Annotated in this window: 12 protein-coding genes; all 12 read right to left on the reverse strand. The window is 68.4% G+C overall.

All coding sequences use genetic code 11. The features are described 5' to 3' along the window. Nucleotides 1–14: 14 nt before the first annotated feature. The 12 genes from ACFPOE_RS13020 to ACFPOE_RS13075 all read right to left on the reverse strand — a co-directional run bounded on the left by ACFPOE_RS13020 (nucleotide 15) and on the right by ACFPOE_RS13075 (nucleotide 11,578). Nucleotides 15–944, reverse strand: a complete 930-nt coding sequence (locus ACFPOE_RS13020; RefSeq protein ID WP_376850512.1) for a glycosyltransferase family 2 protein — start codon at nucleotides 942–944, stop codon at nucleotides 15–17. Beyond that, nucleotides 941–1,288: a GtrA family protein gene (locus ACFPOE_RS13025; RefSeq protein WP_376850513.1), complete on the reverse strand. Its 348-nt coding sequence runs from the start codon at nucleotides 1,286–1,288 to the stop codon at nucleotides 941–943. The genes ACFPOE_RS13020 and ACFPOE_RS13025 overlap by 4 nt, the downstream gene beginning before the upstream one ends. Before the next feature lie 19 nt (nucleotides 1,289–1,307). Next, on the reverse strand, nucleotides 1,308–2,225 hold the full coding sequence (locus ACFPOE_RS13030; RefSeq protein ID WP_376850514.1) for a transketolase family protein: 918 nt from the start codon (nucleotides 2,223–2,225) through the stop codon (nucleotides 1,308–1,310). Further along, nucleotides 2,222–3,034, reverse strand: coding sequence for a transketolase (locus tag ACFPOE_RS13035; protein WP_376850515.1), 813 nt, complete (start codon nucleotides 3,032–3,034; stop codon nucleotides 2,222–2,224). The genes ACFPOE_RS13030 and ACFPOE_RS13035 overlap by 4 nt, the downstream gene beginning before the upstream one ends. Beyond that, nucleotides 3,027–4,037 carry an NAD-dependent epimerase/dehydratase family protein gene (locus ACFPOE_RS13040; RefSeq protein ID WP_376850516.1) on the reverse strand — a complete coding sequence of 337 codons (1,011 nt, stop codon included), beginning with the start codon at nucleotides 4,035–4,037 and terminating at the stop codon, nucleotides 3,027–3,029. The genes ACFPOE_RS13035 and ACFPOE_RS13040 overlap by 8 nt, the downstream gene beginning before the upstream one ends. A gap of 4 nt (nucleotides 4,038–4,041) precedes the next feature. Next, on the reverse strand, nucleotides 4,042–5,379 hold the full coding sequence (gene rfbH / locus ACFPOE_RS13045) for a lipopolysaccharide biosynthesis protein RfbH (protein WP_376850517.1): 1,338 nt from the start codon (nucleotides 5,377–5,379) through the stop codon (nucleotides 4,042–4,044). After that, the gene (gene rfbG / locus ACFPOE_RS13050; RefSeq protein WP_376850518.1) at nucleotides 5,372–6,469 is read right to left on the reverse strand and encodes a CDP-glucose 4,6-dehydratase; all 1,098 of its coding nucleotides are present in this window, start codon (nucleotides 6,467–6,469) and stop codon (nucleotides 5,372–5,374) included. The genes rfbH and rfbG overlap by 8 nt, the downstream gene beginning before the upstream one ends. Beyond that, on the reverse strand, nucleotides 6,463–7,230 hold the full coding sequence (gene rfbF / locus ACFPOE_RS13055; protein ID WP_376850519.1) for a glucose-1-phosphate cytidylyltransferase: 768 nt from the start codon (nucleotides 7,228–7,230) through the stop codon (nucleotides 6,463–6,465). Before rfbF ends, rfbG begins: the two co-directional genes overlap by 7 nt. A gap of 43 nt (nucleotides 7,231–7,273) precedes the next feature. Next, a complete protein-coding gene (locus tag ACFPOE_RS13060; RefSeq protein WP_376850520.1) occupies nucleotides 7,274–8,185 on the reverse strand; it encodes a DMT family transporter in 912 nt (303 codons plus the stop codon). Beyond that, on the reverse strand, nucleotides 8,182–9,477 hold the full coding sequence (locus tag ACFPOE_RS13065; protein WP_376850521.1) for a DUF3422 family protein: 1,296 nt from the start codon (nucleotides 9,475–9,477) through the stop codon (nucleotides 8,182–8,184). The genes ACFPOE_RS13060 and ACFPOE_RS13065 overlap by 4 nt, the downstream gene beginning before the upstream one ends. An 87-nt stretch (nucleotides 9,478–9,564) precedes the next feature. Further along, entirely contained in the window at nucleotides 9,565–11,076 is a 1,512-nt protein-coding gene (locus ACFPOE_RS13070; protein WP_376850522.1) for a tripartite tricarboxylate transporter permease, read from the reverse strand. Nucleotides 11,077–11,089: 13 nt separating this feature from the next. Beyond that, the gene (locus tag ACFPOE_RS13075; protein ID WP_376850523.1) at nucleotides 11,090–11,578 is read right to left on the reverse strand and encodes a tripartite tricarboxylate transporter TctB family protein; all 489 of its coding nucleotides are present in this window, start codon (nucleotides 11,576–11,578) and stop codon (nucleotides 11,090–11,092) included. Between the last annotated feature and the right edge of the window lie 56 nt (nucleotides 11,579–11,634).

The following is an 11,634-nucleotide window of genomic DNA, read 5'->3' on the forward strand; positions in this document are numbered from 1 at the left end:
GCAGCCGGCAGCAGCTAGAAGTTGATCCGTTCGCGCTCGATCACCAGCGGCCGGCGCGCGACCTGCGTCAAGATGGCCCCGACGTATTCGCCGAGCAAGCCGATGAAGAACAGCTGGATGGAGGCGAAGAAGAACAGGCCGATCAGCAGCGGCGCAGTCCCCAGGCTGAACTGGTCCCAGAACAGCAGCTTGGCGGCCAGGTAGCCGAGCGACACCAGGACGCTCAATCCCGACAGGGCGAATCCCGCCATCGTCGCCAGCCGCAGCGGCACCCGCGAGTGGGAGGTGATGCCCAGCATCGCGATGTCGTAGAGCGAGTAGAAATTGTTCTTGGTGATCCCGCGCACGCGCCGCGGCTGGTTGTACGGGATCTCGACCGGGTCGAAGCCGATCTCGGAAATCAGCCCGCGCAGATAGGGATAGGGGTCGTCGAGCTGGCGCAGGGCGTCCAGCACCTGCCGGTCATAGAGCCCGAAGCCGGTGAAGTTCTGGATCAGCTTGACATCCGCGATGCGCGTGACCATCCGGTAATAGAGCCGCCGCACCATGAACATCAGGCGCGACTCGTCGGCGCTGGGCTTCACCCCGATCACCATCTTTGCGCCCTCCAGCCAGTGCTGGACAAAGGTGCGCATCAGCTCCGGCGGGTCCTGCAGGTCGCACACCAGCAGGATCGCCGCATCGCCCTGCGCCTGCATCAATCCGTGGAACGGCGAGCGGATGTGGCCGAAGTTGCGCGCGTTCAGGATCACCTTCACCCGCGGATCGGCGCTCGCCATCTGCCGCAACAGCACCGCCGTCCGGTCGGTCGAGCGGTTGTCGATGAACAGGTGCTCGTAGCTCACACCCTCGATCTGTTCCATCACCGCGCGGGCCTGCCGCCACACCTCCTCGACGTTTTCTTCTTCGTTGTAGCAAGGGGTGACGATGGTGATCTTGTTCATGGCGGCAGGAAGACGAAGGTGCGTTGGAGAAAATAGGTGACGATGGCCAACGGAACGATGACGGCCGCATTGGCCAGGTAGACGTTCAATCCCAACGCCAGCAGGCCGGCGACGGCAGCGACGTTCAGCAGGTAGGTTACGACGTACGCGCCGACAAAGCGACCCAGCCGGCCCAGCGGTGCGCCCCCGAACACCAGGCGCCCGGTGCTCTGGAAATTGAACGCCACGCCCAGCACCGTCGCCAGGGCGATCGCCAGCGGATAGGACAGCCCGGTCCAGGTGAACAGGGCGAACAGCCCATAGCCGACCAGCGTATTGAGGCCGCCGACCAGCAGGAAGCGCATGAACCGCGGGGACAGCACCTCAGGCTGCACTCCACCGGGCGGCGAAGGGCAGGACGCGTTCGCGCACGCTCGCCAGGTCCAGGCCGTGCTCGCGCAACGCGTGGGCGTGGCTGCCGCAGGTGCTGGAAAAGCGCTGGCCGATCCCGATGCGCAGCAGCGGCAGCGGATGCGTCAGCGACAGCGCCTCCAGCAGCGCGGAACCGAGGCCCGCCGCCACCGAATGCTCCTCCAGGCTGACCAGGGCCTTGCAGCGGCCAACCGCAGCGGCCAATGCCTGCTCGTCGAGCGGCTTGATCCACGGCGCGCTCCATACCGACGCATCGATTTCGTCGGCGATCGCCAGCGCCGTCTTGAGCATCGAGCCGGTCGCAACCAGGCCGACCGCGTGCCGCCCACGCCGCAACTGCAGCAGTTCGCCGCGCCTGAGCACGGGCGGCTGCCGGTGGACGTTGCCGAGGTCGGCCTTGCCCATGCGCAGGTAGACCGGGGCATCGTGGCCCAGTGCGAAGTTCATCGCGGCCGCCATCTCGCCGGCGTCGCCGGGCGACAGGATGTCGATGTGCGGGATCGGCCGCAGGCAGGCGATGTCCTCGAAGCTCTGGTGGCTCGCCCCGAGCGTGCTGTAGACCAGGCCGGCGCCGTCGCCGATGAAGGTGACGGGCAGCTGCTCGTAGCAGACGTCGATCTTGATCTGCTCGAGCACGCGCACCGGCACGAAGGCGCTCAGGCCGTAGACCACCGGCCGAAAGCCGGCCTTCGCCAGGCCGGCGGCGACGCCCACCATGTTCTGCTCGGCGACGCCGGCGTTGATGTACTGGCCCGGGCAGGCCTTGCGGAACTCGTCGAACAGCGCGTAGCCGTGGTCGCCCGTCAGCAACAGCACGCGCTCGTCGCGCGCAGCGGCGTTCGCCAGTTCGCGCGAGAAGGCGGCCCTCAAGGCCGGCCCCCGAGTTCGGCCAGGGCCTGCTCGTACAGCGGGGGCGTGAGCCGCAGGTAGTGCCAGGCGTTGTCGTTTTCCATGTACGACACGCCCTTGCCCTTCACCGTGTTGGCCACCAGCGCCTTGGGCTTGCCGTCGGCCCGGGACTGCAGCTGGTCGATCGCCGCGGAGATGGCCGCCATGTCATGCCCGTCCACCGTCGCCGCGTCGAAGCCGAAGGCCGTGAAGCGCGCCGCGATGTCGCCCAGCGCCATGATGTCGTCGGTGCGCCCCATCGCCTGGAAGCCGTTGGCATCGACGATCACCATCAGGTTGTCCAGGCGGGCGTGGGCCGCGAACATCACGGCTTCCCAGATCGCCCCCTCGTCGAGCTCGCCGTCGCCGACGATGGCATAGCAGCGCTGGCCGGTGCCGCGCCGCTGGGCCGCCAGCGCCAGGCCGACGCCCACCGACAGGCCATGGCCCAGGGTGCCGGAGGTGACCTCGCAGCCGGGCACGTGCGAGTCGGACAGGCCCTTCAGGCGCGATCCGTCCTTGAAATAATTGTCCACGTCGGACTGCTCGATCCATCCCAGCGCCAGCGTGCAGGCGTACTGGGCCATCACGCCGTGTCCCTTGCTCAGGACCAGGTAGTCGCGCCCCGGGTCCCTGGGGTCGGTGCGGTGGTAGCGCATGTGGCGGCCGTACAGGCAGGCCAGCAGCTCCACGATGGAAAAGGCGCAACCCAGATGGACCGAACTGCCGGCATAGGCCATTTCCACGACCGTCCGGCGCAGGGCCGCCGGTTCAAAAGCAACTTCACTCATGGGGCGATGGTAAAGGACAGCCCTGCCGCCAGCGCAGGGTGCGGGCGATGGCCTCGTCCAGGCCCACCTGGTTGGCCAGCCCCAGCTCCTGGCGGGCCCGCGCCGTGTCGGGCACATAACGGGCACCGGCCCGCCCGGGCGCGGCCCGTCCCAGCACCTCCACCGGCGGGCCGCCGGCGATCGCCCGGACCTTCTGCGCCAGGGCGGCGATGCTGAGCGCTTCCTCGCTGCCGACGTTGTAGGCGCGGTCCGGCCGGCCGCGCGCCAGCAGCGCGACCAGCCACGCGGCCGTGTCGGACGCGTACTGGTAGCTGCGCACGGCCTGGCCATCGCCCTCGATCCGGATGCCAAGCCCGTTGGCGGCGCGGTCGATGAACTGGGCCGATGCCGTCCCGGAGTCCGGCGATTGCCGCGGGCCGATCAGCGCGAAGCAGCGCGCGGTGATGCAGCCATCCACAGCGTCGGCGAACACCTGTTCTTCGGCGCGCTTGGCCAGCGTGTAGTCGTTGGCGGCAGCAGCGGTGTCCCATGCGGTGTCCTCGGCCAGGCGCTCGACGCCGGGCGGGTGGGGACCGTACACCGCCCCCGAACTCACGTGCAGCAGCCGGCCGACACCGGCGTGCCGCACGAAATCGGCCATTCGCCGCGCCCCCAGGCGGGCGGTCTCGACCAGATCGGGCGTGGCCGAGGCCACCGGCAAGGCGGCATGCACCGCCAACCCGAACCGGCCCGCGGGAAACTCGAAGGATGCGATGTCTCCCTGGTGCAGCGTCAAGGCGGCGTCCTGCGCCAGATCCGGATAAGCCGCAGAGAAGGCTGCGGGGTTGCGGCTCAGGACCGTCACCCGCAACCCCAGTGCGTGGATCCTGTTTTGCTGCAGCAGCGACTCCACCAGCCAGCTGCCCAGGAATCCGGTGCCCCCCGTGACGAAGATCGACTGTCCCTTCAGGCCGCCGAGCGCCACGCTGCCTTGCGGGTCGGCAAGCGGGGGCAAGGCGGCCATGGCCTCAGTCAAAGTGCAGGCCGAAGAAGGTCTCGACCTGTTCCGCCGCGTAGTCCAGCATGGTGCGGCTCAGCCCCGGGTACACGCCCAGCCAGAAGGTGTCGTTCATGATCCGGTCGGTCCGGCGCAGTTCGCCGCTCACCCGGAAGTTGCGGCCCAGCATGTAGGGCTGGCGGGTCAGGTTGCCGGCGAACAGCAGCCGGGTGCCGACCTTGCGCTGGTCGAGGTAGGTCAGCAGGTCCACCCGCTGCGTGTTGGCCCCCGCGCGCAGCGTGATCGGGAAGCCGAACCACGAGGGCTCGGCGCCCGCGGTCGGCTCCGGCAGCTCGAGGAATTCCTCGCAGCTGCGCAGCCGGTCCTTCAGGTAGGCGAAGTTGTCCTTGCGTGCCTGCACGAAGCCGTCCAGCCGGTCCATCTGGGCCAGCGCGCAGGCCGCCTGCATGTCGGTGATCTTGAGGTTGTAGCCCAGGTGCGAATAGGTGTACTTGTGGTCGTAGCCCTGCGGCAGGTCGCCCAGCTTCCAGCAGAAGCGCTTGCCGCAGGTGTTGTCCTTGCCCGGCGGGCAATAGCAGTCGCGGCCCCAGTCGCGGATCGACTCGGCGATCAGCCGCAGTTCGTCGTTGTTGGTGAAGACGGCGCCGCCCTCGCCCATGGTGATGTGGTGCGCCGGATAGAAGCTCAGGGTGCCGATGTCGCCGAAGGTGCCGACCAGCTTGCCCTCGTAGCGCGATCCCAGCGCATCGCAGCAGTCCTCGATCAGCCAGAGCTGGTGCTTGCGGCACAGTTGCTGCACCACCTTCAGGTTGTACGGGTTGCCCAGCGTATGGGCCAGCATGATGGCCTTGGTGCGCGGGCCGATGGCGGCTTCCAGCAGGCTGGGATCGACGTTGTAGGTCGGGATGTCGACGTCCACCAGAACCGGCACGGCGCCGCATTGCAGGATCGGGTTGACGGTGGTGGGAAAGCCGGCGGCCACGCCGATCACTTCGTCGCCGGGCCGGATCGCGCGGTCGCCCAGGTTGGGCGAGGTCAGCGTGCTGAATGCCACCAGGTTGGCCGACGACCCGGAGTTGACGGTCATCAGGTGCTTGACGCCCAGGTACTGCGCGAGGCGGGATTCGAACAGCGTGTTGAAGCGGCCGGTGGTCAGCCAGGCGTCCAGCGAGGCCTCCACCATCAGCTGCATCTCGGGCGCACCGACGACCTTGCCGGACGGCGGAATCACGGTGACACCGGGCTCGAACGGCACCGGCACGCCGGCCAGTTCGCCGTATTGCGCCACCAGGTCCGCGATCTTGCGGCGCAGCTCGTTCTTCTTCAGGGACAGGTCGGGATCAGGCATGGTGGGAAGTGGTTTCGAAGTCGTCAATCTGCTGCAGGGAAAGCGCCCGCATGTCCGCCCCGGCAGCGCTGGCGCGGTGCCAGCGCACGATCTCGCGCAGGGCGCGCTCCAGGTCCCAGCGCGGGCTCCAGCCGAGCTCCTCGCGCGCCTTGGAGCAATCGAGCCTGAGCCAGCGCGCTTCGTGCGGATGCTGCTGGCCGTCGGTGGCCCAGGCCGCCGGCGGCCCCCAGAGGGCGCACAGCCGGTCTGCGATCTCGCCGACGGTCAGCGCATCCGTGTCGGCGGGGCCGAAGTTCCAGGCCTGCGCCCAGCGCTGGCCGTCGATCGCGAGCTGCTGCGCCAGCAGCAGGTAGCCGCGCAGCGGCTCCAGCACGTGCTGCCAGGGCCGCACCGCCGACGGGTTGCGGATCGACGCCGGCTCGCCCTGCGCGAAGGCCCGCAACAGGTCCGGCACCAGCCGGTCCACCGCCCAGTCGCCGCCGCCGATGACGTTGCCGGCGCGGGCGCTTGCCAGCGCGACGCCGGGCTGTTGCTGGCCACGCGCATTGAAAAATGAGGAGCGGTACGCGGCCGACACCAGCTCGGCGCAGCCCTTGCTGCTGCTGTAGGGATCGTGGCCGCCCATCGCGTCGGTCTCGCGGTAACCGCGGTCCCATTCGCGGTTCTCGTAGCACTTGTCGCTGGTGACCACCACCACCGAACGCACTTCGGGCGTGCTCCTGACCGCCTCCAGCAGGTTCACCGTGCCCATGACGTTGGTGGAATAGGTTTCCACCGGGTCCTGGTACGAGCGGCGCACCAGCGGCTGGGCGGCCAGGTGCAGCACCACCTCGCTTCGGCTGTCGGCCAGCGCCTGCCGCAGCGCCGCGCCGTCGCGCACGTCGGCGATCAAGGACCGCAGCGGCTGCTGCCGGTGCAGCACGTCGAACAGGTTGGGGCCCGGCTCCGGCGCCAGCGCATAGCCGGTCACGTCGGCGCCCAGCCGCTGCAGCCACAAGGCCAGCCAGCTGCCCTTGAAGCCGGTGTGGCCGGTCAGGAAGACCCGCCGCCCGCGCCAGAAGGCCGGGTCGATGGCGGCCGGTGTCACCATGATTTCCAGGGCGCGCTGCCGCCGGCCCAGAGTTCGTCCAGATGGATCTTGTCGCGCAGCGTGTCCATCGGCTGCCAGAATCCGTGGTGGAAATGAGCCGACAGCTGGCCCTCCTGCGCCAGCCGCTGCAGCGGTTCGCGCTCCCAGGTCGTGTCGTCGCCGGCAATGTAGTCGAGCACGCGCGGCGACAGTACGAAGAAGCCGCCGTTGACCCAGCCCCCGTCGCCCTGCGGCTTTTCCTGGAAGCCCCGGATCAGGTCCCCTTCCAGGTTCAGCGCGCCGAAGCGCCCCGGCGGTTGAACCGCCGTGAGCGTCGCCAGCCGGCTGCTGCTGCGGTGATAGGCGATCAACTTCGTGATGTCCACGTCGGCCACGCCGTCGCCATAGGTGAAACAGAAATCCTCGTCGCCCAGATAGGGGGCAACGCGCTTGAGGCGCCCGCCGGTCATGGTCGATTCGCCGGTCTCGACCATGGTCACCTTCCACGGCTCGGCCGTCCGCTGGTGCACCTCGATCGCGTTGCTGGACAGATCGATGGTGACGTCGGAGGTGTGGAGGAAGTAGTTGGCAAAGAATTCCTTGATCAGGTAGCCCTTGTAGCCCAGGCAGAGGATGAACTCGTTCACGCCATGGCACGAGTACATCTTCATGATGTGCCAGAGGATGGGACGCCCGCCGATCTCCACCATCGGCTTGGGACGCACCGACGTTTCTTCGCTGATCCGGGTGCCCAGGCCTCCGGCCAGAATGACTAACTTCATCGCGCTTCTTTCAGAAAGGATGTACCGATTATCGCGATTGACTTTAGCGCGAAGCCCGGCTGAACACGAAGATCCCGGCCACCACCAGCACGGTGCCGGCAGCGATCCAGGCGGTGAAGGGCTCGCCCAGGATCCACACGCTCATCAGGATGGTGGCCAGCGGGCCGACCATCCCGCTTTGCGCCGACAGCGCCGGCCCGATGCGCTCGATCGCCATCATCACCAGCAGCACCGGCACGGCGGTGCACAGCGTCGCATTGAGCACGGACAGCCAGACCACCGGCAACGGGATTGCGGCGATGGCGCCGAGCGGACGCAGCAGCGCGTACTGCAGGATGCAGAACAGGCAGGCCGCGGAGGTGGCCAGCCCGACCAGCCGCAGGGCGCCCAGCCGTTTGACCATCTGCCCGCTGTAGACCAGGTAGACCGCATAGCTGACGGCGCTGCCGAAGATTAGCGCGGCGCCCAGCACCGCCTGGCGGCCGGCGGCCTGGATCTCGTGGCCGAACACCAGCACCACCCCGCAGTAGCTCAGCGCCATGCCGGCCAGCTGCAGCCGCGAGAACCGCTTGCCGTGCAGCAGGAAGGCCAGCAGCATCACCACGGTGGGGTTGAGGTACAGGATCAGCCGCTCCAGCGAGGCGCTGATGTATTGCAGGCCGGCGAAGTCCAGGAAGCTCGAGAGGTAGTAGCCGCAAAAACCCAGGCCGATCGCACCCAGCCAGTCGCGCGGCGCCAGCGGCGGCTGGCCGCGTCCGGCCCACCAGGCCATCGCGAGGAAGATGGGCAGCGCGAACAGCATGCGCAGCATGATCACCGTCACCGCGTCGACGCCGTAGCGGTACGCGAGCTTGACGATGATGGCCTTGCCGCTGAAGGTGATGGCGCCGGTGACGGCCAGCGCCAGCCCGGGCAGCAGCGCCTGCGTGGCGGGTGCGCCCGCGGGCGCGGTCAAGAAGAAAACACCTTGTGGTGCAGCCGGCGCAGCGAGCCCCAGACCGCCAGCGCCACCACCGGGATCGCGCAGGCGGCGGTGCTCTCGGCGCTCCAGGGCCAGCCGATGGCGTGGGCCGCCTTGGCCAGGTAGCTCACCAGGCCGACGATGTAATAGGTGATGGCCGCGACCGACAGCCCCTCCACCGTCGCCTGCAGCTGCAGCTGCAGGCCCTGGCGCCGGTTCATCGCGTCCAGCACCGCCTGGCTGCTTTGCTGCTGCTCGATCTCCACCCGGGTGCGCAGCAGGGCGCTCATGCGGGACACCCGTTGCGACAGCGCATCTTGGCGCCGCGTCGCCCAGGCGCAGGTGCTGCGCGCCGGCGACAGGCGCCGCTCCATGAATGCGCCGATGGTCTGCAGTCCGTCGATCCGCGTCTCGCCGATGTCGGCGATCCGGCGGTCGATCAGCTCGAAATAGGCGGCGCTGGCGGAAAAGCGCGAATGGGTGGCGGCGTACTGGCTCTCCACCTTGCCGGCCAGCCGGGTCAGCCGGTCCAGCAGCACCCGCTCCTGGTCCTTGGCCGCCAGCCGGATCGATTCGGCCAGTTCGGCCAGCTCGCGCTCGGCATACCCGAGCACCGAGCTCGCCTCGCGCGCGGCCGGCAGGCCCAGCAGCGCCGCCATCCGGTAAGTGTCGATCTCCAGCAGCTGCTGCACCAGCCGGCCCAGGCGCCGGGCGCCGACCTGGCCGGCCAGCAGCACCATGCGCGAGAAGCCGTCGGCATGCATCGCGAAGTCGGTGAAGACCTCGCCCTGGCCCTGAACGACGGCCGAACCGACCAGCGTCTCCTCGTTGAGCACGTGGCGCACCAGCGTGGCCGCCGGCATCTCGCGCGCCGGCAGCACCCACAGGTGGACGCCGGCGAGCAGCTGGCCGGGCAACTGCCCCAGCCACTCCTGCGGCACCGACGCGATCGCCGCATCCGGGTTGCGCTCGCCGAAGCCGGTGGCGTCGAAGGGCCGCAGGAAGGTCCAGGTGACGAATTCGGTGTGCATCTCCCAGCGCAGGCCGAACCGGGCCAGTTCGGTGCGCAGGTGGGTGGACGCCGCATCCGGTCCGGGCAGGTGGTGGTCGCGCAGCAGCGCCGCCAGGTGCTCGCGGCTGGCGATGCGCTGGTCGGCGTCGCACGCCATCACCACGTGCGAGATCGCCAGCGGCGCGCTCAGCTCCTGCGGCGGGCGGGCATGGATTTCGTTGTGCAGGGCCGTGCGCTGCGGATGCGCCGGCGGCAGGCGGCTGGTGGTTTGCATTCGGTCCTCCGGCGCAATTGTGGCGCAGTGCGGCCGCACCAAGGAAAGCGGCGCCCGTGGGCGCCGCTGGCTAGGGGCAACCGCCGATCACTCCTCGACGAAGGCTTCCTGCCGCTTGTTCTTGACCGCCGGCAACAGCACGATCACCAGCAGCAGCACGGCGGCGGCCAGCAGCCCGGCCGACAGGCCGCGGGTGACGAACACGCTCCAGTCGCCGCGCGACAGCAGCAGCGCCCGCCGCAGGTTCTCCTCCATCATCGGGCCCAGGATGAAGCCGAGCAGCAGCGGCGCCGGCTCCATGCCCAGCTTCACGAACAGGTAGCCGATCACGCCGAAGGCCGCGACCATCCAGACGTCGAAGGTGTTGTTGTTGGTCGAATAGACCCCGACGGCGCAGAACAGCACGATGGCCGGGAACAGGAAGCGGTAGGGCACCGTCAGCAGCTTGATCCACATGCCGATCAGCGGCAGGTTCAGGATCACCAGCATCGCGTTGCCGATCCACATGGAGGCGATCAGGCCCCAGAACAGCTGCGGGTTGCTGGTCATCACCTGCGGGCCGGGCTGGATGTTGTGGATGGTCATCGCACCCACCATCAGCGCCATCACCGCGTTCGGTGGAATGCCCAGCGTCAGCAGCGGGATGAAGGAGGTCTGGGCGCCGGCGTTGTTGGCCGACTCGGGACCGGCCACGCCGCGGATGTTGCCCTTGCCGAAGGCGATCTCGCCGGGGGCGAGCTTCACCTTCTTCTCCAGCGCATAGGCTGCGAACGCGGCCAGCAGCGCGCCGCCACCAGGCAGGATGCCCAGCGCCGACCCCAGCGAGGTCCCGCGCAGCACCGCCGGCAGCATGTGCTTGAAGTCGTCCTTGGTCGGCCACAGGCCCGTCACCTTGGACGTGAAGACCTCGCGCTCGTCGCTGGGCTGCGACAGGTTGGAGATGATCTCGCCGTAGCCGAACACGCCCATGGCGATCACCACGAAGCCGATGCCGTCCGTGAGCTCCGGGATGTCGAAGCTGTAGCGCGCCACGCCCGAATTGACGTCGGTGCCGATCAGTCCCAGCAGCAGGCCCAGCACGATCATGCCGATCGCCTTGAGCAGCGAACCGGAAGCGAGCACCACCGCGCCGATCAGGCCCAGGATCATCAGCGAAAAGTATTCGGCCGGGCCGAACTTGAAGGCCAGCTCCGTCAGCGGCGGCGCGAATGCCGCCAGGATCAGCGTGCCGACCGAGCCGGCAAAGAACGATCCCAGGCCGGCAGCGGCCAGCGCAGGCCCGGCCCTGCCCTGCCGCGCCATCTGGTAGCCGTCGATGCAGGTGACCACCGAGGACGATTCGCCCGGCAGGTTCACCAGGATGGCGGTGGTGGAACCGCCGTACTGCGCACCGTAATAGATGCCGGCCAGCATGATCAGCGCGGAGACGGGAGGCAGCGCATAGGTGGCCGGCAGCAGCATCGCGATGGTCGCCACCGGGCCGATGCCGGGCAGCACGCCGATCAGCGTGCCCAGCATGCAGCCGATGAAGGCATACAGCAGGTTGATCGGCGTGAAGGCGACGCCGAAACCGAGCGAGAGATTGGCAATCAGGTCCATGTTCTTGTTTCCTTTAGCCGCTGATGAAGGCCGGCCAGACCGGGATCTGCAGCTTGAGCAGCACGATGAAGGCCAGGTAGCTGCCCACCGCCAGCACCGTCGCCAGGATCAGGATGTCGCGCGTGTGGAACTTGCCGTCCGCCATGCTGGCGATGATGGTCAGGCCGAAGATGGCCGCGATCAGGCCCATGCCGGGCAGGCCGATGGAAGGAAGGCCCCCCAGCAGCACGCCGAACGCGAGGTTGGCCGCGATGATGAAGAACAGCGGCCGCCAGGCCCATTTGCCGATCCGCTCGCCGCCTTCGACTTCCACCACCAGCGAGGTGAACAGCACCACCGCGCCGATCAGTGCCAGCACGATTCCCAGCATCAACGGGAAGTAGCCCGGCCCCATGCGCGCGCCCTCGCCCACGTTGTAGGTGGTCGCGCCCCAGGAGAACGCGATGCCGATGCCGATGAACAGCAGGCCCGAGAAGAAGTCCTTCTGGCTCTTGATATGCACGTTTTCTCTCCTCGAAATTGAAATCCGAGGGCCGATTGTGGGTGCCCAGCGGGGCC

The sequence above is a fragment of the Caenimonas terrae genome, assembly GCF_042655405.1.
GTDB lineage: Bacteria > Pseudomonadota > Gammaproteobacteria > Burkholderiales > Burkholderiaceae_C > Ramlibacter > Ramlibacter terrae_A.